At 40.9% G+C, this 23112-nt stretch carries 21 protein-coding genes, 1 pseudogene and 1 other annotated feature; all 22 genes and pseudogenes read left to right on the top strand.

Going from position 1 to position 23112, the window contains the following annotated elements; translation table 11 throughout:
* Positions 1-406: 406 nt before the first annotated feature.
* Complete coding sequence (locus ACGTN9_RS15120) at positions 407-1102, top strand: response regulator transcription factor (protein ID WP_499594151.1); 696 nt, start codon at positions 407-409, stop codon at positions 1100-1102.
* Positions 1103-2854, top strand: a complete 1752-nt coding sequence (pnpS, locus tag ACGTN9_RS15115) for a two-component system histidine kinase PnpS (RefSeq protein WP_499594149.1) — start codon at positions 1103-1105, stop codon at positions 2852-2854.
* Positions 2855-3272: 418 nt separating this feature from the next.
* On the top strand, positions 3273-5909 hold the full coding sequence (polA, locus tag ACGTN9_RS15110; protein WP_499594147.1) for a DNA polymerase I: 2637 nt from the start codon (positions 3273-3275) through the stop codon (positions 5907-5909).
* A gap of 585 nt (positions 5910-6494) precedes the next feature.
* Positions 6495-7781, top strand: a pseudogene (locus ACGTN9_RS15105) (IS110 family RNA-guided transposase).
* 562 nt (positions 7782-8343) lie between these two features.
* Positions 8344-9168: a DNA-formamidopyrimidine glycosylase gene (gene mutM / locus ACGTN9_RS15100; protein WP_499594145.1), complete on the top strand. Its 825-nt coding sequence runs from the start codon at positions 8344-8346 to the stop codon at positions 9166-9168.
* 61 nt (positions 9169-9229) lie between these two features.
* On the top strand, positions 9230-9841 hold the full coding sequence (gene ytaF / locus ACGTN9_RS15095) for a sporulation membrane protein YtaF (RefSeq protein WP_499594143.1): 612 nt from the start codon (positions 9230-9232) through the stop codon (positions 9839-9841).
* 11 nt (positions 9842-9852) lie between these two features.
* Positions 9853-10455: a dephospho-CoA kinase gene (gene coaE / locus ACGTN9_RS15090; protein ID WP_499594141.1), complete on the top strand. Its 603-nt coding sequence runs from the start codon at positions 9853-9855 to the stop codon at positions 10453-10455.
* A 151-nt stretch (positions 10456-10606) separates the two neighbouring features.
* The gene (locus ACGTN9_RS15085) at positions 10607-11641 is read left to right on the top strand and encodes a glyceraldehyde-3-phosphate dehydrogenase (protein ID WP_499594139.1); all 1035 of its coding nucleotides are present in this window, start codon (positions 10607-10609) and stop codon (positions 11639-11641) included.
* A gap of 243 nt (positions 11642-11884) precedes the next feature.
* A complete protein-coding gene (gene speD, locus ACGTN9_RS15080; RefSeq protein ID WP_499594137.1) occupies positions 11885-12262 on the top strand; it encodes an adenosylmethionine decarboxylase in 378 nt (125 codons plus the stop codon).
* A gap of 163 nt (positions 12263-12425) precedes the next feature.
* Positions 12426-12824 (top strand): cytosolic protein, encoded by a 399-nt coding sequence (locus tag ACGTN9_RS15075; RefSeq protein ID WP_499594135.1) that lies wholly within the window; start codon positions 12426-12428, stop codon positions 12822-12824.
* 38 nt (positions 12825-12862) lie between these two features.
* The gene (nrdR, locus tag ACGTN9_RS15070) at positions 12863-13321 is read left to right on the top strand and encodes a transcriptional regulator NrdR (RefSeq protein WP_499594133.1); all 459 of its coding nucleotides are present in this window, start codon (positions 12863-12865) and stop codon (positions 13319-13321) included.
* A gap of 62 nt (positions 13322-13383) precedes the next feature.
* Positions 13384-14754: a replication initiation and membrane attachment family protein gene (locus tag ACGTN9_RS15065; protein ID WP_499594131.1), complete on the top strand. Its 1371-nt coding sequence runs from the start codon at positions 13384-13386 to the stop codon at positions 14752-14754.
* 20 nt (positions 14755-14774) lie between these two features.
* The gene (gene dnaI / locus ACGTN9_RS15060) at positions 14775-15707 is read left to right on the top strand and encodes a primosomal protein DnaI (protein ID WP_499594129.1); all 933 of its coding nucleotides are present in this window, start codon (positions 14775-14777) and stop codon (positions 15705-15707) included.
* Positions 15708-15820: 113 nt separating this feature from the next.
* Complete coding sequence (gene ytxC, locus ACGTN9_RS15055) at positions 15821-16666, top strand: sporulation protein YtxC (RefSeq protein ID WP_499594127.1); 846 nt, start codon at positions 15821-15823, stop codon at positions 16664-16666.
* 336 nt (positions 16667-17002) lie between these two features.
* Complete coding sequence (gene thrS / locus ACGTN9_RS15050) at positions 17003-18952, top strand: threonine--tRNA ligase (protein ID WP_499594125.1); 1950 nt, start codon at positions 17003-17005, stop codon at positions 18950-18952.
* Between the two features lie 287 nt (positions 18953-19239).
* Positions 19240-19911 (top strand): sigma factor-like helix-turn-helix DNA-binding protein, encoded by a 672-nt coding sequence (locus ACGTN9_RS15045; protein ID WP_499594123.1) that lies wholly within the window; start codon positions 19240-19242, stop codon positions 19909-19911.
* Between the two features lie 8 nt (positions 19912-19919).
* Entirely contained in the window at positions 19920-20522 is a 603-nt protein-coding gene (gene clpP, locus ACGTN9_RS15040; protein ID WP_499594121.1) for an ATP-dependent Clp endopeptidase proteolytic subunit ClpP, read from the top strand.
* A 249-nt stretch (positions 20523-20771) separates the two neighbouring features.
* Positions 20772-20899: a sequence feature (ribosomal protein L20 leader region), on the top strand.
* A gap of 78 nt (positions 20900-20977) precedes the next feature.
* On the top strand, positions 20978-21481 hold the full coding sequence (gene infC / locus ACGTN9_RS15035; protein ID WP_062447192.1) for a translation initiation factor IF-3: 504 nt from the start codon (positions 20978-20980) through the stop codon (positions 21479-21481).
* A gap of 35 nt (positions 21482-21516) precedes the next feature.
* A complete protein-coding gene (gene rpmI, locus ACGTN9_RS15030; RefSeq protein WP_028783413.1) occupies positions 21517-21714 on the top strand; it encodes a 50S ribosomal protein L35 in 198 nt (65 codons plus the stop codon).
* Positions 21715-21754: 40 nt separating this feature from the next.
* On the top strand, positions 21755-22111 hold the full coding sequence (rplT, locus tag ACGTN9_RS15025; RefSeq protein WP_499594118.1) for a 50S ribosomal protein L20: 357 nt from the start codon (positions 21755-21757) through the stop codon (positions 22109-22111).
* A 99-nt stretch (positions 22112-22210) separates the two neighbouring features.
* The gene (locus ACGTN9_RS15020) at positions 22211-22495 is read left to right on the top strand and encodes a DUF1294 domain-containing protein (protein ID WP_499594116.1); all 285 of its coding nucleotides are present in this window, start codon (positions 22211-22213) and stop codon (positions 22493-22495) included.
* A gap of 32 nt (positions 22496-22527) precedes the next feature.
* Positions 22528-23100: a TVP38/TMEM64 family protein gene (locus ACGTN9_RS15015; RefSeq protein WP_499594114.1), complete on the top strand. Its 573-nt coding sequence runs from the start codon at positions 22528-22530 to the stop codon at positions 23098-23100.
* Positions 23101-23112: the final 12 nt, after the last annotated feature.

Here is a 23112-nt window from a genome sequence, read left to right as displayed (position 1 = left end):
TATCATTCCTATTAGAATTCAAGGGGAAGTCCTCCTTTTGATGTTTGTATTTGGTTGTACAAATGCATCTTAACGGAGGGCTTTTTTTAATTCAAGGACCCCTCTACTGAATCCCACAGGAATCTCCTGTGGAATATGCGGGATCGCTGAGGCCCCGCAAGGCGAAGCCTGAGGAGACTCAGCACACGCCCACGGAAAGCGAATCGTTTCCCGGAGCCCCTAAAATTCAACAATATCTCGAAATCAAGTCTTCGACTTTTCGGCCATACAATTGAGTAATTCCCTTAATAAAAATCAACAAAAACGTTTGCCAGAGTCTAAAGATTATGTAAATTTAATTTCTTCCTGTGTTCAAACAAGAGGGTTAATTGTATGATAAAGATAGTTTCTTTGTGAGGTGATCAGAATGGCAGAAAAAATATTGATTGTAGATGATGAAGAGTCTATCGTGACCCTGTTGCAATACAACATTGAACAAGCTGGTTTTAAAACTGAAGTGGCCTATACAGGTTCAGAAGCCTTACATAAAGCTGAATCAGATGATTTTGATTTGATTGTGTTGGATGTCATGCTTCCTGAAATGGATGGTATGGAGGTATGTAAAAAACTTAGAGTGAACCAGATGGACACACCTGTTTTAATGCTGACTGCAAAAGATGATGAATTCGATAAGGTATTAGGGCTGGAATTAGGTGCAGATGACTATTTGACAAAACCTTTCAGTCCTAGAGAAGTAGTTGCCAGGATAAAAGCTATTTTGCGGAGATCAAATCGTGTAGTGGAGGAAGATAATTCCGAATCCATCCAAATCGCTGATTTGGTCATTTATCCGCAGCAATATGAAGCAACTATCAAAAACGAGCAATTGACTTTCACACCTAAAGAATTTGAATTGTTATTGTATCTTGCCCAGCATAAGGGGAAAGTGCTAGCTCGTGATCAGTTATTAAGTGCGGTTTGGAATTATGACTTTGTCGGAGATACCCGTATTGTTGATGTTCATGTCAGCCATTTAAGAGAAAAAATTGAGCCGGATACGAAAAAACCTGTTTATATCAAAACCATCCGTGGTCTGGGATATAAGATGGAGGAGCCGAAATAAATGAGAGTTTACTCTCGTCCCCTTGTTACGTATACCATCCTTGTATTGATTATCATGTTAGGGCTGGGGATAATACTTGCCCAATTAACACATGGTTATTTTGTCAGTTTATTTGAGGAACGAATAGAGGATGAAAGTGTTTATTATTCCAGGGCTTTTGAAGAGCATGTCGATAATGGCGAGCTGGATAAGGAAGCTTTAGAACAGCTCAGTAGAGAAATGAATACTGCATTTATTTTTTTTAATGCGAATGATGAAATTTTAATAAACACGGCTGGGGTTATCCATTCGGATCAAGTTGATGAGGAAAAGATGGCTGAGACAGCATCAGCGATAAACCGCGACGGAGCAGAAGGACAATTTGTGAGGAATGATTATTATTATCCGGTTTCTATTGAAACAGATGGAATAACTGGAAAGTTAGTAGTAACTACACCCGTGGACTCCCTGGAAAACGTGACAAAAAATATATGGCTGTTAATATTGTTCACTGTACTTCTTGGGTTGATAATTGTCCTGATTATTGGATATAAGATATTTGAAAAGTATGTAAAACCAATCCGTTCTGCCGCAGACGTGGCTTCTGAATTGGCTGAAGGTAATTATAAAGCCAGGACGTATGAAGGCTATTTTGGAGAAGCTAGAAAATTAAGTCAATCGATCAATATTCTTGCCCGCAACCTGCAAGAGATGACTACAGAACAAGATATGCAGGATAATCGATTGGAAGCTGTTATCAATAATATGGGAAGCGGCCTGTTAATGATTGATGAAAAAGGATATATCCATTTAGTCAATCGTGCTTTTTTGCAAAGTTTCACAGGAAATTCTAAGGATTATATAGGACGTCTTTATTATGATGCTATCCCCTATACTTCTATCCATGAAGCGATTAAATCTGTATTTATGCTGGAGGAAACTGTAAGAGAAAACTTTGTACTGCCAATCAACATTGAGCGTAAGCATATTGAAATAACCGGAGCGCCCATTTTCAATGAAGGTGGAAAATGGAAAGGTGTGGTACTGGTTTTTCACGATATTACAGATCTAAAGCGGTTGGAACAGATGCGAAAAGACTTTGTTGCTAATGTTTCTCATGAACTCAAAACCCCCATTACTTCTATTCGTGGGTTTTCGGAGACCTTGCTTGACGGAGCTATGGAAGATCCGGCGTTAGCAGAGCAGTTTCTGACGATCATTCATAAAGAAAGTACACGGTTGCAATCTCTTATCAAAGATCTACTGGAATTGTCTAAATTAGAAAAAGCAGATTTTGAGTTAAATATTGAAAATGTGAATTTAAAGCAGCTGATGCAGGATTTAATTACTATCATTGACCAAAATGCTGAGAAGAAAAACATTCGTATCCTTAGCGATATCTCAGAAACAACATTCATTCGCGGTGATTCTGCCAGGTTGAAACAGCTTTTTCTCAATTTATTGACAAATGCGATAAATTACAGCTCCGAGGGAGGCGAAGTCAATGTTTCGCTTTCTATCGAGGAAGATCATGTAAACGTGTCAATAGCAGATACAGGGATTGGTATTCCAGAAGAGGAAATACCTCGTATTTTTGAACGGTTTTATCGAGTGGATAAAGCACGAAGTCGGAATTCCGGAGGGACCGGGTTGGGACTGGCAATCGCAAAACATATTGTAGAAGCTCACCATGGTTCCCTGGAAGTAGAAAGCGAACCTGGTCAAGGGACTACTTTTCACGTGACATTACCTAAAGACTTAACACAAAATTAACATTTGCTTAATTTTTCCTTTAAGTACCATTGATATGATAAATACTGACCCCTTCATCCAGGGTGTTTCTCTTTTTACGGCAGCTATTTTAGCTGCCGTTTTTTTATTTTTCTTTCATTAAAGCTTCAAAGAGCTGGTCAAATAGGTAACTAAATAGCAATGGTACCCTGTGGATGCACATACGATAATCGAAAATGCCTAGGAAAAGAGCGTCTTTTTTCTTCTCTGTTTCAAACATGGTAGAATAGAGAAGGCAGTTCAATATTTATATGGCAACGGGAATGGATATTGCTGTTAAAACCATATCCAACTAAAGTTAACAAGCCTTATACTTAGAAAATCAGACATACTAAATAACATATTAAAAACTGAGAAAAACTGAGGGTTAAAAAAGATTAAGTTTTGAAGGAGTGGAATCATGGCAGACAAGCTAGTACTGATTGATGGAAATAGTATCGCCTACCGAGCGTTTTTTGCTTTGCCTTTGTTGAACAATGATAAAGGGGTTTATACAAACGCAGTTTATGGTTTTACGACTATGCTGCTCCGCATTTTAGAAGAAGACAAACCAAACCATATTTTGGTTGCTTTCGATGCAGGCAAAACCACATTCCGTCATAAAACATATGAAGAATATAAAGGAGGTCGGCAAAAAACACCTCCTGAACTTTCTGAGCAGTTTCCTGTCTTAAAAGAACTGTTGGATGCTTTCCAGATACCTCATTACCAACTTGAACAATATGAAGCAGATGACATCATCGGTACATTAGCCAGTTCAGCGGAAAAACAAGGGTTGGAGACTAATGTGATTTCAGGGGATAAAGATCTTCTCCAGCTGGTTTCTGAACATACAGATGTGACCCTGACGAAAAAAGGTATTTCCAATGTAGAAAAATACAACCCATCTTTCATGCAGGAAAAGATGGGAATACGTCCAGATCAAATCATCGATTTAAAAGCATTAATGGGAGACAATTCTGATAACATCCCCGGTGTGCCTGGTGTTGGAGAAAAAACTGCAGTGAAATTACTGAAACAATTCGATACCTTAGAGAGTCTTTACGAAAATATCAATGAAGTCAAAGGCAAGCTAAGAGAAAAACTTGAAAACCATAAAGACGATGCGTTCATGAGTAAACAGTTAGTCACGATTAAGAGAGATTCGCCAGTAACCATTAAGCTTGAAGATCTGAATTATGATGGTTACAGCAATCGCGATGTGAGCAATGCTTTTAAGGACCTTGGTTTCCAATCTTTGCTGGGAAGAGTGGCTGGTTCAAATCAGGATGCGGAAGAGGCAGCTGAAGAGTTACCCGAGATAAACGTGGAGCACGTTACAGAGATAACTCCCGATATGTTTACAGGTACGGAATCAGTTTTTGTAGAAATGCTTCATGAGAATTACCATCATGCTGATATCGAAGGAATTACAGTAGTTAATAAAGACAAGAAGTATTTCATCCCAGTAGAAACAGCTGCTGATTCTAAAGCATTTTGCGAGTGGGCAAAGGATGAACAGAAGAAAAAATGGGTTTTTGATGCTAAGAAAACAGTGGTTGCATTATTGCGAAAAGGTGTGGAATTAAAGGGAGTTGATTTTGACCTTTTGCTCGCTTCCTATTTAATCAACCCTTCGGAAAACAACCATGATGTTCCTTCCATTGCCCATAGAATGGGTGAAACATCCGTACAATATGACGAAGAAGTCTATGGAAGAGGGGCTAAAATCAAGCGCCCTGATGATGAGGCGCTTGCTGAGCATATGGCCCGAAAAGCTTACCTGCTATATAAATTAAAAGATAAAGTAGAAGAACAGTTAAAACAAAACAATCAGCTGGAGCTCTATAAAGAATTAGAAATGCCATTAGCATTAATTTTAGGTGAAATGGAACACCTTGGTGTCCAGGTTGATGTAGATCGCTTAAAGCAAATGGGAGAGGAGCTTCAGGGCCGCCTTAAAGAAATTGAAGAGCAAGTCCACGAGCTGGCAGGTGAAAAGTTTAACCTGAATTCACCTAAACAACTCGGCCCGATCTTGTTTGAAAAGCTTGGACTGCCTGTTATCAAGAAAACTAAAACGGGTTATTCCACATCCGCAGATGTGCTGGAGCAATTACAGGAAAAGCATGAAATCATCCCTAAGCTGCTTGCTTATCGTCAACTAGGAAAGTTGCAATCGACCTATATCGAAGGACTTCTCAAAGTAGTGGATAAGGATACGCAAAAAATCCACACTCGCTTTAACCAGGCTTTGACCCAAACGGGCCGGTTGAGTTCCACAGACCCTAACCTCCAGAATATACCTATCCGTTTAGAAGAAGGGCGCAAAATACGCCAGGCCTTCATACCTTCTAAACCAGGCTGGGTTATGTTCGCGAGTGATTATTCGCAAATTGAGCTGCGCGTATTAGCTCATATTGCGAAAGATGAGAAGTTGATTGCGGCTTTCAAGGAAGACCGGGATATCCATACGCAGACAGCGATGGAAGTATTCGAAGTTAAAGCTGATGAAGTGACAAGTGAAATGAGAAGGCAGGCAAAAGCTGTCAATTTTGGCATTGTCTATGGAATCAGTGAATTTGGTTTATCACAAAGCCTCGGTATTACGAGGAAAGAGGCAAGAGCGTTTATTGACCGGTATTTAGAAAGTTATCCAGGGGTTAAGACATATATGGAAGAAACGGTCCGTGAAGCCAAACAGACTGGCTATGTCACCACATTCATGAACAGAAAAAGATTCTTACCAGACTTGGCAAGCCGGAATTTCAATCGAAGAAATGCAGCAGAACGCACTGCCATGAATACACCGATTCAAGGAAGCGCAGCGGATGTCATCAAAAAAGCGATGATTGATTTACACCATAGATTGAAAGAAGAGAAGCTAGAAGCAAACTTATTACTGCAGGTACACGATGAATTGATATTGGAAGCTCCGGAAGATGAAATTAAGCAATTGCAGAAAATAGTGGCTGAGGTAATGGAGAACACTGTAGAGCTTGATGTGCCATTAAAGGTCGATTCCTCCTACGGGCCGACCTGGTACGATGCAAAATAATCCGCTCTGTTAAATCCCATTGTTAATTTTGCAGATAAGCTCCCTTTACTTGAAGACTCAGTTTCGAGAGAAACTGTTTCCGTTACGTTTGTGAGCGTTTGGAGGTCCGGGAAATCACTCGCTTTCCATAGGCATGTGGTGAGCTTCCTCAGGCTTCGCCTTCCGGGATCACACCGGTCATGTTCATCCCATAGGAGTCTCGCAATTTCCCGGACCTCCTTGCTGTGGTGAAGAGACGGAAACAACCGCATGAAGCATTTTAAAGAGCTATTCATAAAAAGGAAAAACTGCCACACCCCTTGTATACACATTATGTAGCATAGGTAGAAGCATTTTCATTCATTGTAATGGTCCGTTTATCTCGAAAAGGATAGGGTGGCGGGGAAACGGTGAGACTCCCGTGGGAGAAGGGGCTAGGCGAGACCCCACAGGTCGTGAAACGACCGAGGAGCATTCCTGTCATAAATCAATTTAAGCTAAAATCGATGTATATGCGATGTGCATAAAAAAAGTCCCCTTGGTACGATAGAGAGTGTCAAGTGTCATGCATGACCTCGAATTAAGTACCGAAAGGAGACTTCTAATATGGATTCTACACAAAATTCTCGCCTTGAGCAAATTACTGAACAAACCTTAATTATTGGTGTTGACGTAGCGAAGAAAAAGCACGTCGCACGTGCGGTCGACGATCGCGGCAAGGATCTTGCCAAACGATTAATTTTCAACAATTCACTCCAAGGCTTCCAAGCTTTTATGAAATGGACTGAGAAATTGGCAGAAGAAAACAGACGTACCAGTATGATTATTGGCATGGAGCCTACTGGACATTACTGGTTGAATCTTGCTTACTATCTTAAAGCGCAAGATGTAAAAGTCGTTGTTGTTAACCCGATGAAGGTCAAGCGATCGAAGGAGCTAGATGACGATTCACCTACCAAAAATGATACGAAGGATGCGAAAGTTATCGCTCAACTCCTTCGTGATGGTCGCTACAATGAGCCGTCATTACCGGAAGGAATTTATGCTGAACTTCGTTAAGGGGTCAAACTTCACGACATAATTCAGGAAGACTTATCGTCTATCAAGGCACAAGTCCATAATGTACTTGATCGTTACTTCCCTGAATTCCTTACGGTATTTAAAGATATGGCCGGCGTAGCTGCGACATATTTATTGGAACAGGGATATCTACCGGAAGATATCAACCGTAAAACAGAAGAAGAGCTCCTTCAGGAATTGAAATCAGGAGCCTATCGCTCCATCGGAATCCAACGGATTCGTCACCTTAAACAAGCAGCTTCTTCGAGCGCAGGGATCAACGTAGCTTCCCGGATGGCACGAAAGGAAATGCAATATCTCGCTTATCAGTTGGTAGAGTTACAAGGCCGTCTCGAGGTATTGGAGAAAGAACTAGAAGAAATCGTTCAAAGCATACCAGGGGCTGACCTGATGATAGCTATACAAGGGGTCGGACCAATGACTGTCGTTGCTTTCTTTGCGGAGGTTGGTGATTTATCTAAATATAGAGATCCACGCCAAATCATAAAATTAGCGGGACTTAATTTGAAAATGAATCAATCCGGCACTTTTAAAGGAGAGACCACCATCACCAAGAGAGGCAGACGACGTTTACGTTCTATACTGTATCAAGTCGCTAGATCTTTAGCCCTTCATAATGATGGCTTCAAAACGTTGTACCAATATTTAATAAACCGGTCCACCAATCCTTTAAAAGCTAAGGAAGCCTATATTGCTCTGAGCCGCAAACTAATTAAGGTGCTTTTTGTGATAGGAACACGCCAGTGTTCGTTTAGTAGTACACGTATGATTCAAGATATACCACATCTTTCAGATGTCCAGGAAGTAGCTTAGTTATAATTTCAAACTGTTTTCTTACCACTATTACAATTGAAGCACGGATAAGCCGTCTTCCATGCCAAGCATTAGGGCATAGACCCAGCCGAGGAGCATTTACGGCATCCACACATGGTCAGGTCGAACGAAGGAATTTTCGCGCATAGACGCTGAGAGATATGGGAGGGTCCACCACCATGTAACTGTGGAGATCCAATCGTGCGATTATATATCGCAACCATTTACTGGAAATTAAATTCTAGTAGCGTCAGTCGCCACTTTATATTCCATAATTATCTAAATAAGGATTTATTTGTTTACGATGTTGAAATCACCTTCATTCGACCATTGAGAAAACGGATGGAAAACAGCGAAAATAAAAGAAACTTTTGATTCATTGAGGGAGGCTTGCCAGCTCCCCCACAGGAAAGCGAATCGTTTCCCAGCCGCCCCTTACTCCTGACTCGGCAACGGACCTGAAGTATCTCGAAATAAAGTCTTCGACTTTACGGCCCTATAGTGGAATATTTCTTTTATAAAAATCAACAACAACGTTTATCAATAAAAGGGGAAGAATCAAATGCCAGAACTGCCAGAAGTCGAAACAGTACGACAAACATTACGCCAATTGGTTTTGAATAAAAAGATAACTGATGTCACCGTGTTATGGGATAATATCATCAAACTGCCAGTAGAGTCAGAGGCGTTCAGACAGGAATTGATCGGACAAACTGTACAGGAGATTAATCGAAAGGGAAAATTTTTAATTATTGAATTTGACGATATTTCTATGGTTTCCCATCTGCGAATGGAAGGAAAATACGGCGTTTACCCTGCTGCAGAACCAATGAAAAAGCATACACATGTGATTTTTCAATTAGATGATGGTACTGAGCTCCGTTATAACGATGTGCGGAAATTCGGTACTATGCATATTTTTAAAAAGGGGGAAGAAATCAACCAGAAACCGCTCTCTTTGTTAGGACCGGATCCGTTTGATGATTCCTTCACCGCTGACTATTTTTATAATCGATTACAAAAAACGCAGCGTACCATAAAGGCAGTATTGTTAGATCAAAGCATTGTTGCCGGCCTGGGAAATATTTATGTTGATGAAACATTATTCAGAGCAGGTGTCCACCCGGAACGTAAAGCCAATCTGCTTAACCGGCAGCAAGTAGAAAAGGTCAGGCAAGCAGCTATCGAAACAATTGAGGAGGCGATCCAACAGGGGGGGACTACTATCCGTTCTTATGTAAACAGTCAGGGTCAAATCGGAATGTTCCAGCAGCGTTTGTTCGTATATGGTAAAGAAGAGGAGCCATGTAAGAATTGTGGGACACCAATTGAAAAAATAAAGGTAAGCAACAGGGGTACTCATTATTGCAGGTACTGCCAGCAGTAACACACTAAGAAAAGATTCCCATATACTATCTCATATCCAGATAGCTGAAGGAGATCGTACAATGGGAGTCTATGCTACTTTATTTTTACTTGTGATGGCTGTCAGTATGGACAGCCTGGGACTAGGAGTGGTTTACGGGCTGAAGCAGATACGCTTATCCTTTCTGCCATTAGCAATGATAGCCATCTTGTCATCTGTGATTTTCTATGGAGCTATTACGGCTGGAAACTTACTGGGGCGTTTTCTTCCAGAACATTTAGCAGCAAACTTAGGCGCATTTATTTTGATCGGACTTGGTGCATGGTTCTTGATTCAATTGATCATGCCTTCAAAATCTTCAGAAGAAGAGAGTATGTCCTCCTGGTCAGCCCCGGCAGATATATTGAAGGACCCGGAGTTAGCAGATATGGATAATTCAGGATCGATCAAAGGATGGGAGGCAGTACTCTTGGCTTTGGCGTTGTCATTAGACACGTTAGGAGCAGGAATTAGTGCTGCTTTCATGGAACTTCCCGCTATAGCCACCGCTTTATCCATCGGTTTTATGACAAGTTTTTTGCTTTATGCCGGTCTTAAAATCGGCAATCGTTTCAGCCGGAGCAAATGGGTGGATAAAGCAGTTGTTGTACCAGGAGTCATGTTAATACTCTTAGGGATGTCGAAGTTAGTATAAGGAGGAATTCGGTGACATTAGTAATTGGACTTACAGGAAGTATAGCCAGTGGAAAAAGTACCGTCTCATTAATGTTTGATGACTATGATATACCAGTTATCGATGCAGATAAAATATCCAGGGAAGTCGTTATTCCTGGAGAAAAAGCCTATCATGAAATTGTCACGGAATTCGGTGAATCCATCTTGCGGGAAGATGGGTCAATCGATCGCAAAAAATTAGGATCCATCGTTTTTAAAGAGGAAGACAAAAGGAAACGATTGAATAATATTGTCCACCCGGCGGTACGTAAGCGTATGATCGAACGCAGGGATCATTTTTGTAACCAGGAAGTGCCGGCGGTAGTAATGGATATACCTTTGTTATTTGAGAGCGAACTGACTCATTTGGTAGATAAGACGTTAGTAGTGTATGCAGATGAGAATGTCCAGTTGGAACGACTGATGGAAAGGGATGGGTCTGTGCAAGAAGAAGCTATACAACGAATAAATGCTCAGTTACCTGTTAAGAAGAAAGCGGAAATGGCTGATGAGGTCATCGACAATAATGGAACAAAACATGAGTCCTATCAGCAGCTTAATGCCATTCTGAGAAAATGGAATGTGATTTCATGAATATATAGTAGAATTTTAGGGAACGACGCTATTAAAGCGTCGTTTTTTAATGAAAACACGAACTTTATTGACCACAATTGCTTACAATGTGTTATACTATTTGTGATTAATCGTAATTAAAAGTATATCATATATATGGGAGGCTCTTATTATGAAACAAACGCGCATCGCTATTAATGGTCTAGGCAGAATTGGAAGGATGGTACTCCGCAGAGCAGTGATGGATGAAACTTTAGATGTCGTTGCCATCAATGCGAGCTATCCTTCAGAGACACTTGCTCACATGATCAAATATGATAGTGTACATGGGCGCTTTGGGAAAGAAGTGAAAGCGCTTCAAAATAGCTTAGAAATAGATGGGAAAGAAATCAAACTTTGCTCTACACGCGATCCTCGTGAATTGCCGTGGAATGAACTTGACATAGATGTAGTGATTGAAGCTACAGGAAAATTCAAAACAAAAGAAGACGCAGGTCTGCACTTAGAAGCTGGTGCTAAAAAAGTAATCATTACTGCACCAGGCAAGCAGGTAGATGCTACGATCGTCATGGGGGTTAATGATGAGGAATATAATGCTGCCGAACATGATGTCATCTCGAATGCATCCTGTACAACGAACTGCCTTGCTCCAGTAGTAAAAGTGCTTGATGATGAATTTGGTATTGAAAATGGATTGATGACAACCGTGCATGCATTTACCGGTGATCAGAAAAATGTCGATAATCCACATAAAGATTTGCGTAGAGCCCGTGGGTGTACGCAATCGATCATCCCTACCTCCACTGGTGCTGCCAAGGCGCTTGGAGAAGTGATTCCCCATATGAATGGAAAATTACATGGGATGGCTTTACGTGTACCAACACCAAACGTTTCGCTTGTCGATTTGGTAGTGGATTTAGAACAGGATGTGACCGCTGAGTTGATCAATGAAACGTTCAAAAATGCAGCTGATCATGGTTTGAAGGGCATATTACATTACAGTGATGAACCACTGGTTTCCATTGATTATACGACATCTGAATACTCATCTATCATCGATGGTTTGTCTACAATGGTGATGGGTGACAGAAAAGTCAAAGTGCTGGCCTGGTACGATAATGAATGGGGTTATTCCTGCCGTGTTGTGGATCTTGCAAAGCATGTCGGAAGCAAATTGCTTCAAAAGAAAGAAGCAAGGGTATCATAAAATTAGCCAAATGAAGCGCAAGTCATTTATAATATGAATCAACACTTGGTTTGTCTTCTGCCTTTAAATAATTATCTTGCAAAATAGGGGCAAACCGTATATAATTTCTTTGAACTTCTGAATTCTAGTAATCAGATGGCTACTCAAAGGGTTAGGACCTCTCTGGACTAACTTTCCCCCGTGGTAGTTATTTCCGAAGTATTTGGAAGTCGATTTTTAACCGCTAAAAGGGGGATTCATATTATGGATACAATGGGAAGACATGTTATTGCAGAATTATGGAACTGCAATATGGATAAATTGAACGATATTAACTATATTGAAAAAGTATTTGTAGATGCTGCACTAAGGGCTGGAGCTGAAGTGAGAGAGGTAGCTTTCCACAAATTTGCACCTCATGGAGTAAGCGGGGTAGTCATTATTTCAGAATCTCACTTGACAATTCACAGCTTCCCAGAACATGGCTATGCAAGTATTGATGTTTATACCTGTGGGGATCGTATTGATCCTAACGTAGCAGCCGATTATATTGTCGAAGCACTAGATGCACAAACGAACGAGAGCGTTGAAGTACCCAGAGGAATGGGTCCAGTTGAAGTCAAACAATCCAAAGCCTTGTAATAAAATGGGAAAAGCCACAGACCTAGTGTCTTGTGGCTTTTTTTGATATAAATTACGACATAATATCCGACATTTTTTGCTGTCGTCGTTTATGCTCGACCAAAAAACATGTTAAAATGAAATAAGTATATGTCGGGAAAGGTTAATAGAGAAGGAGATTACCATGAAAAAGTTTGTTTCGAAATATTTCACCAGCCATTCAGAGACAAGAGAACATCATCAGGATGAAGCATTACAGACACACTATTTTAAGACTACTAAAGATAAAGCCTTGCAAGCTGTGAAGGAAATTTTCGATAGTGAAGCATTTACAATCCTTTCGACGTCAGAAGAACATGGGGAGATAAGTGTTAATTATAAAGGCAAAAAGAAGGCATTTATTGTAGCTAGTATCGTAATGGTAAAACCGTTCCGTACCGCGGTGGACTTTTCTGTGACCACGGAATCAGGCGGACCGGTAGACTTCGGCTTTAGCCGTAATCTGATTATCCAGTTAAATGAAAAGCTGAAGAAACGTTTGACTTATATTGAATCTTCGATGGCTAATAAATTGAATCAATAGAATAAATGCTTGTTGTATAGCGGTGGAGATGATAGTAATTGAGATGCCCAAATTGTCAATTCAAGAATACAAAAGTACTGGATTCACGTCCGATAGAGGAAGGAAGAGCGATTCGCAGGCGCAGGGAATGTGAACAATGTGGTTTTCGTTTTACTACCTTTGAACGGATTGAAGAGGTTCCGTTGATTGTTGTCAAAAAAGAAGGGACAAGGGAAGAATTCAGTCGTGAAAAACTGATGCGCGGGTTGATAAAAGCTTGTGAAAAAAGGCCTGTCGCATTAGAAGAAATCGAGAAAATTGCCTTGGAAGTAGAAAAAGAATTAAGAAATCAGGGTAATGCTGAAGTATTGAGTGAGGATATTGGAGAAATGGTGATGGAGCGACTTTCTAAGGTAGATGATGTCGCTTATGTCCGGTTCGCATCGGTTTATCGTCAATTCAAAGATATCAATGTCTTCTTAGATGAGCTGAAAGATTTAATCAAACGTGAGGATTGATGTCCGGAGCTACAACCGGGCTCTTTTTTCTTCTAATTACGAAAAAAACAGGGGGTGGGGAGATGAATCAATCGATTGGTAAGATATTGCCTGTAGATGGATATAGTGTGCAGTTGAATGGCGTGGTTCCGAGAGATTTCGGCATGTCTTTATCTCATTTATATCAACCCATCATAGGTATGGAAGCAATCACGCTTTACCAAACACTGTTGAGTGAACATGATTTATCCTCGAAGCCTGAAATCCATTCGCACCATACACTGATGAATTATTTGGCAGTCCCTCTGGATCATATTTATGAAGCACGCAGAAAGTTGGAAGCCATCGGTCTTATGCAGACGTTTTCCACAGAAGAAGAAGGACGTACCTGCTATATATATGAATTGCAGCCTCCATTTTCACCAGAACAATTTTTTTATGATGACATGTTGTCCTTATTGCTGAACCACGAATTGGGAGCTGACAAATACAGTCGTTTACGTGATCGTTTCCTTAAAGAAAAATATCCTTTGGAACAATGTGAAAATGTTACTGCATCGTTCGATGAAATTTTTCATGGCTACCAGAAATCTGGACCAGCTTTCACAGCAAGAATGCCAGAAAAAGAAACAAATATTGTAAAGCTGCAAACAGCCTCTGGCCCATATCTTGAAAATGACCGAATTGACTTTACCTATATATACCAGTCACTCAAAGAAAAGATGTATCCCGCTGAGAAGATATTGACTGTACGCCATAAACGGATTATGATGCAGCTTGCTTCTTTGTATGATCTATCCTCACAGGAACTTGAAAAAGCTATTGGCTGGGCTTTGAATGAAGAGAATCAATTGATCGTGGAGGAATTAAAAGAAGCTTGTCATGACCTTTCGCCAAAAAAAGGCAAAGTCACCTCCCTTAAAACCATAGAAAAAAAGGAAAAAGTCACTGAAGATCCAAATGTAGATGGAAATGCTACAAAGGAAGATCAGTTTATCGCTATGCTGGAAAGAAAGTCTCCCAAGGAATTGCTCGAAGACTTATCTTCCGGTAATGAAGCTTCTGCCCAGGATTTGAAATTGATTCGTGATGTTATGACAGAACAGGGATTATCACCTGGAGTAATGAATGTACTCGTCCACTACGTATTATTGAAAACCGATATGAAGCTCTCCAAAGCTTATTTGGAGAAAATCGCCAGCCATTGGGCAAGAAAGAATGTCACTACGGTGCGCCAGGCAATGACAATGGCTAAAGCAGAACACCAGAAATATCAGCAATGGGGTAAAAATAGTAAAGGACGAGTTAAAAAACAATCGAAAGAAATTATTCCGGATTGGTTCAAAGAGCGGGAAAATGATACGAAACAGAAAGAAGAAAAAAAGGGTTCACAAAAAGTTGATAAAGAAGAAATTGCTGCCCGCATTAAGCGGATCACCAATAACGGAAATTGATAAACAGGGTGTGATGGAAGATGGAACCGATACAATCCTCTTTAAAGAAATGGATGCGTGAAAATAAAAATTTCAAAGGTCATTTTACCAAGATAAAACAAGAGTTGTTGTCCTCCCAAGAAGTATCCAGACTATTGCGTGATCATCCTGAATTGGATGAGCAATCATTAGAAAAACAACTGATGAAACTTTATGAATATCATAGTCAATCTAAAAAATGTGAAAAATGTCCTTCGTTAGAGGGTTGTATCAATATTCTTCCTGGATATACACCGAACCTTGATGTTGAAGGACAGCAATTGCACCTTTCCTATGATAAGTGTCCCCGAAAATTACGCCAAGAGCATCAGGAAAAACAGCAGTCGCTTGTGAAGAGCCTATATATGCCTAAGGAAATTTTAGAGGCAAATTTGGAACGGATCGATTTGTCAGATGACGATAGGTCGGATGCTATAGCAAAAATGATTGGGTACTTGGAAAATATCCAAGAAGAACTACCACAAAAAGGTCTTTATTTCCACGGCCCATTCGGGGTAGGAAAGACATATTTTCTAGGTGCAGTGGCCAATAGACTGAGTGAAAAGAACATACCTTCGATGGTCATTTATATGCCTGAATTTGTCAGGGAAATGAAATCATCGATAAAAGATGATACATTGAACGAGAAAATCCAGGCATTTAAGACCGTGCCAGTATTAATGCTTGATGACATTGGTGCGGAATCACAGTCTGCCTGGTTCCGTGATGAAATACTCGGTTCCATACTCCAATACAGAATGATGGAACGTCTGCCAGTCTTTTTCAGCTCCAATTATAATTTAAAAGAACTCCAGGAAGTGTTTACCACTTCTAATCGTGGAGATGTGGAAAGTGTTAAGGCATCAAGGATAATTGAACGGATTAAGCAAGTCAGTGAAGTTATACCCTTATATGGCGAGAACCGTAGAAGTTAACAGCTTTTATTTTTAAATTGCCCATGCAGTTATCAAACTGTATGGGCATTTTTTCATCCCCTTGTCCATATAGATAGAATAGATTGATTGTTGTTAGGGGGAACGGGGCCAATATGATACGTTTCTTTTTTATCTCGAGGCAAGAGACGATTACTTTTTGTGATGCCATCATGCAGGAGGGGGCAAAGTTCCAGGTCCAGTGGGAAGGAGATGACCAGGGTGGTAACCAGGTCTCTCTCATCGGAGAAGAATGGGGGGAGGGCGAGAAAGATATTCTGGTGAATATCCTCTCATCATTAGTTTTCAAATATCGCCTCCCATTATGGCAAAATCAGCTGATCCGTCAAAAATTCTATTATCAGGACGATGAAGAAATTCATAGAATAAGGGAAATTTGTGATTGGCTGAACGATACAGAACAGCGAAAAAAACTGGGCGTCAGACTGCCTTCACTTGAAGATAGTATACAAGTTTTCATTCGAAAAAGAATTCAACTTAAAAGTGTGGTTAATTTTAATGAAATGATGCCTTTTTGCTTCCAGCATGTACGCACGCTATTACTTAGCTATATCGGTGCGGCACTCGATGAATTCAAACGCGAGGAAGATTATCTGCTATGGGTGGAATCTCTCCGGCACTACATGCAGGATAAACCATCCAAAGTGGAAGAGCTTTATTTACTGCAAGGCAGCCAACTTCATTATTATTTAGAAGATGGCAAGCTGCTGTCAAAAATGGAAATAAAATCTTTATTAAAAAAAGAACCACTACGTATATTTTCAGGAGAAGTTGACGATCATAGTATCACTGCAGCCCTGGTATACGCGCCGAAAAAATTATATGTATATGGGGATCCAGCTGAACCGAAAGTTCAAACCATCATCAATATCTTTCAAGAACGAGTGATTTGTAAACCTGTTCATGCGTTTCCATTCCATCACCCGTCTCATGTTCATTGAAAATGGGCTTGATTTCTCTTTGCACTATCGCTATAATACGTACATATCCTATAACATCAAGGTAACGATGAGGACACGGACGCAAGTCGCCGATGCATAAGAGAGGGAAGCCACCGGCTGAAAGCTTCCTGCAAACGAGCTTCCGTTCACCACCTCTGAACCCTTTCTGTGAATCTACAGTAGCAGAAAGCGTATGGTCTGCGTTAAAGATGTCAAAGAGCCGCATGATTTTTGCGGGAATTAGGGTGGAACCACGAGCTAACGCTTGTCCCTTTGCCAATAGAGCAGAGGGATGGGCGTTTTTTATTTACACAAAAAAGATAGGAGTGAAAGGCCATGTCTGATCAAATTCAAATCACTTTCCCGGACGGTAATGTCAAAGGATTTTCAAAAGGTACGACAGGGGAGGATATTGCAGGTGATATTTCTCCAGGACTGAAAAAACAAGCGCTTGCCATCAAGCTGAATGGGGAAATGTATGACTTACGCCGTCCGATTGAAGAGGATGGAGCTATCGAAATCGTAACCTATAAAAATCCTGAAGGACTGGAGGTTCTTCGCCACTCTACAGCACATCTGATGGCCCAGGCGCTCAAACGTTTGTATGGAAATGTCAAACTTGGTGTTGGTCCTGTTATTGAAAGCGGATTTTATTATGATATTGATATGGAAGAATCATTAACACCAGAGGACCTTCCTAAGATTGAAAAAGAAATGAAGCGAATCGTCAATGAGAATCTTGAAATCGAACGGTTGGAAGTCAGTCGGAAAAAAGCGAAAGAAATGTACCGGGAAATCGGGGATGAGCTGAAAATTGAACTAATCGACGATATTCCAGAAGATCAGCCGATTACAATTTATAAACAAGGTGAATTTTTCGATTTATGTCGTGGTGTCCATGTTCCGCAGACAAGCAAAATCAAGATATTTAAGCTGCTCAGTATCTCCGGTGCATACTGGCGTGGTGACAGTGATAATAAAATGCTTCAACGTATCTATGGTACTGCATTTGAAAAGCAGGGACAGCTGGATGAATACTTGCGTCTCCTGGAAGAAGCAAAGGAAAGAGATCATCGTAAGCTTGGAAAAGAGCTTGAAATCTTTACTGTCAATCAGAAAGTCGGTCAGGGGCTGCCACTTTGGCTTCCAAAGGGTGCAACCATCCGCCGTACAATCGAACGTTATATCGTTGATTTAGAAGAACGTCTGGGTTACGACCATGTCTATACTCCAGTATTAGGAAGTGTCGATTTATATAAAACAAGCGGCCACTGGGATCATTATAAAGATGATATGTTCCCGATTATGGAGATGGATAACGAAGACCTTGTACTTCGCCCGATGAACTGTCCTCACCATATGATGGTTTATAAAAATCAATTGCACAGTTACCGTAATCTTCCTGTGCGAATTGCAGAATTAGGAACCATGCATCGCCACGAAATGTCCGGTGCATTAGCAGGCTTGCAGCGTGTCCGTGCGATGACCTTAAACGATGCTCACATCTTCAGCCGGCCTGATCAGTTGAAAGATGAATTCATCCGTGTCGTACGTCTCGTGCAGGCAGTCTATGAGGATTTCGGAATCAACGATTATTATTTCCGTTTGTCCTATCGTGACCCTGAAGACAAAGAAAAGTATGTCGATAACGATGAGATGTGGAACAAAGCGCAGGCCATGTTGAAAGAAACAATGGAAGACCTCGGGGTAGAATATGTGGAAGCTGAAGGAGAAGCGGCCTTCTATGGTCCTAAGCTGGATGTACAGGTGAAGACTGCTCTAGGGAAAGATGAGACACTTTCCACTGTTCAGCTGGACTTCCACCTGCCAGAGCGATTTGATCTTACTTATGTAGGAGAAGATGGAAAAGATCATCGCCCTGTCGTTATACACCGTGGTGTTGTTTCTACCATGGAACGTTTTGTCGCATTCTTGATCGAAGAATATAAAGGAGCTTTCCCTACATGGCTTGCTCCGGTACAGGCAAAAATCATCCCTGTCTCTGCCGATGCTCATCTGGATCACGCTAAGAAACTGGAAGATGAGCTGCGTGAAGCAGGAGTAAGAGTAGAAGTTGACGAGCGCGATGAAAAAATCGGCTACAAAATTCGTGAAGCACAGATTCAAAAGGTGCCATTTGCGCTTGTTATCGGGGACAAAGAAATCGAAAACAATTCCGTGAATGTCCGCCGTTATGGAGAGAAAGATTCCGAGACTAAGCCATTAGACACCTTCAAAGCGGAAATAAAGAATGAAATTGAGCAGAAGCTGTTAACTAGAAAGTAGAAGGGTGTAAGGGATCAATAGCAATCGAATTTATAAACGAGTATGAAACCGCTAAGGTTTTATACTCGTTTTTTTGTTATCCCGAGTTAATGAAGGATACTTGACATTAACTGAATTGATGATACCTCTTCTATAATTATTGGAATATAATAAGGACTAATCATACATAATCTTAAAGAAACTGCACACGGCCATATTATTGGTAAGTTGGAAAAGTTTTGTTTTACCCGTATCTTTTTTTGATATTTATCCGTTATAAGTGTGAGAGGATAAAAGGAGTGATTTATATGCGCATGGGCCCAAGCACAAAGTTCGAACATAAGCGGAAACTTGATCCGCTAGAGGAACTGGTTCCAAAGCTGAATCAATATTGTCACTTTCTGACAAAGGATAAGTGGGATGGGGAAGATATCGCACAAGAAACAATAGTAAGAGCACTGAAACATTACGAGAATCAAGAGGATTGGAGTGCTTCGCTGCTAAAGAAAATTGCGTATCATCTATGGATTGACCGTATGCGAAAACATGAGAAAGAATCGCTTCTTTCTTATGGGGAATTGCCGGAAAAGTCCGATAATAGCAATGGCGAAGTGTGCTTTGATTTAATAGAAGAGTTGTCAAAGCAGCTTACCCCTAAGCAGCTTGTTTCATTTGTTCTTAAAGAAGCTTTTCAATATAAAATAGCAGAAATCGCTGAGGTTCTGGATATGTCAGAGACAGGGGTCAAATCCCTGTTGAATCGTGCACGTGTAAATGTTAAACGGCTTCCGGACAACAATAAGGAATCGTGCTGGCCGGAGGAGGTTAATGAAATCTTATCCACTGCTCTGAGCCGATCGATTACACTGCAGGATCCTACGGATCTTATCAGGGTAGTTTCAAAAACCTTCATCCATTCCGCTCATCCTTACAGATCCTTTCATAAGTCTCCTTCCAATGTCCTCTCATTAGCATCATAAATGACATGATGAAGGAGGAAATGGTTATGAATACTATCCCTTACGTTATCGAACAATCAAACAAGGGGGAACGTTCCTACGATATATTTTCACGATTACTGAAAGACCGCATTATTATGGTTAGTGATGAAATCAACGACGGTATGGCAAATAGTATTGTAGCCCAGCTGTTATTTTTAGCTGCGGATGATCCTGATAAAGATGTTTCTTTATATATTAATAGCCCTGGCGGTTCTACTACCTCCGGTTTTGCAATTTTTGACACTATGCAATACATTAAACCGGATGTACGGACGATATGTACTGGCATGGCCGCATCTTTCGGTGCGATGCTTTTACTAGCTGGTACAAAAGGGAAAAGATATGCCCTTCCTAACAGTGAAATTATGATCCACCAGCCTTTAGGAGGTGCACGAGGGCAGGCAACCGACCTCGAGATCACAGCAAAAAGAATCTTGAAGCTCCGAAGCCACCTTAATGAAATAATTGCAGAAAGAACGGGGCAGCCGATAGAAAAAGTTGCTGTAGATACCGATCGGGATTATTTCATGAGCGCTTCTGAAGCAAAGGAATATGGAATTATTGACGAAGTTATTGCCATGGATAAATAAGAAATAGCATACAAAACACTCCAATCAGCATACAGGTTGGAGTGTTTTGTAGCTTCCCTCAGGTGGAATCAAAGTTATTTCTGTTTAAAACAAGGACCTTTTCTTGAGGAGAAAGTTTCTCAATAGCAGTTGATTTTTACTGTTGTTTCCGATATTCTTATATAGTCAGTCTGATGGACGCTGGTGGATGGTTGACATGTTACCCATCCCGTGCTATTATATTTTAGGTGAACAACAAAAGAACGGATCTGAGACAAGTAGAAGCACCCGCTTCTCACCTGATCGACGCGTAAAGCAGTTGGCAGGTCACTAATCCTTTTGAATTCGAATGGGATACGTGTGGGTGCATCGTTATGTGCCGACACTTTTTTTATTGGTTTAAAAGCACTTGTCGATGACAGATCTCTATATTTCCTAAAATAATTTGGAGGTGGCTGGTTATTAGCAAAGATAACATGAACGTTAATGAGAAAATCCGAGCACGTGAAGTACGTCTCATTGATAACAACGGTGACCAACTGGGAGTCAAATCACGTCAGGAAGCACTTGAGATTGCTCAAAATGCCAATCTTGATCTGGTATTGGTTGCTCCTAATGCAAAACCGCCGGTCTGCCGCATCATGGATTACGGTAAATACCGTTTTGAGCAGCAGAAGAAAGAAAAAGAAGCGCGTAAAAAGCAAACGACCATCAAGGTCAAAGAAGTTCGCTTGAGCCCTGGTATTGAAGAGCATGACTTTAACACGAAGTTGCGTAATGCTCGCAAATTCCTGGAAAAAGGCGATAAAGTGAAAGCTTCTGTACGTTTCCGTGGACGCGCCATTACGCATAAAGAGCTTGGTCAAAAAGTTCTTGAGCGCATGGCTGAAGAGTGCAAAGATGTTGCACAAGTTGAAACGAAGCCGAAGATGGAAGGCCGAAGCATGTTCTTGATGCTGGCTCCATTGGCTGAAAAGTAAGCACACATTGAATTAAGCAGAAGGAGGAACAACTCATGCCAAAAATGAAAACCCATAAAGGTTCTCAAAAACGATTCAAAAAGACAGGTAGTGGAAAGGTGAAACGCTCCCATGCGTTCACAAGCCACTTGTTCGCTAACAAGTCTACTAAACAAAAGCGTAAATTGCGTAAGGCTACACTTGTATCTAAGGGCGACTTGAAGCGTATCGCTCAAATGCTGCCAAAAAAATAAGACAACTGAGATATATGATCCAAAATAGGAGGGATTTATCATGCCACGTGTAAAAGGTGGAACAGTGACACGCCAACGTCGTAAACGTGTCCTTAAATTAGCAAAAGGTTACTATGGTTCAAAACATTCATTATTCAAAACTGCAAAACAGCAAGTGATGAAGTCAGGTCAATATGCATACCGTGACCGTCGCCAGAAAAAGCGCGACTTCCGTAAGCTATGGATCGCTCGTATCAACGCTGCAGCTCGTATGAACGATATTTCTTACAGCCGTATGATGCACGGTCTTAAACTTGCAGGTATCGAAGTAAACCGTAAGATCCTTGCTGATCTTGCTGTTACTGATGAAAAAGGTTTTGCCAGCCTTGCTGAAAAAGCAAAAGCAGCACTTAAGTAATATTGCTTGAATTAAGAGGTCATTTCCGGACGCCGGGAATGGCCTCTTTCATATAGGGAACAAAGGCGTCCTTAAAGGAGAAGGGGTAGAGTAGCTGTCATGAATCTGATTACTTATATTATAGTTTATGTATGTACAGTTAATGTGCTGGCGTTTGTCATGATGGGTTTCGACAAGCATCGGGCTCGGAGACAAAAGCAAAGAATTCCGGAAAAACAGTTATGGGGTGTTGCGCTTCTTGGAGGTGCGCTTGGTGGTAGTCTTGGAATGCAGCATTTTCGCCACAAGACAAAGCATGCAGCATTTAAATTCGGTTTTCCTTTACTGGTGGTATTAGAAGCAATAATTGTCGGATACCTTGTCCTAAAGTTATATCAACCCTAATCTTGTCATAGTATAGGATAGGGGGGATACGCATGGAACAGTTTACGCTTGGCTTTGTGGATGTAATGGAGGTGAGTGGCTGGTACGCCCCGTTATTATTCATTATGTTTCACGTGTTGCGTCCGTTGTTCTTTTTACCAGTGGTGCTAATCTGCATTACGGGAGGGGTATTATTCGGAGCAGTAGCAGGGACGATTTATTCCATTGTCGGAATCACGTTGTCCAGCACCGTGTTCTACCGGATAATAAAAAGCGTGCCGAGTATACTGAAACGATTGCAGCGACTAAAAAACAAAGTATGGAAACAGGAAAGTTCGCTTACGGTTAGCCAGGTGGCTGTATTGCGTTTAGTGCCATTCATACATTTTCATCTCTTATCCCTTTGTCTGATTGAGATTTGTGTAGATTTCAAAGATTATGTAAAGGCTTCCTTCCTATCCAATATACCCTTGGCCTTTGTATATACCACTGTCGGTCAATGGCTGTCCAGAATCTCCCTGCCTTTGATGATCTTATTTCTTTTCATGCTTGCCATCATTACTTATTTGTTCCGCAAAAAACAATACAGTCTCACCTTGAATGAATTCTTCCAGCCGAATGGCTAAAACAAGGAAAGC

The organism is Halobacillus sp. B23F22_5 (genome assembly GCF_043497085.1).
Taxonomy (GTDB): domain Bacteria; phylum Bacillota; class Bacilli; order Bacillales; family Halobacillaceae; genus Thalassobacillus.
Note: the sequence above shows the minus strand (reverse complement) of the source record. Positions and strands in the feature narration are given on the sequence as shown.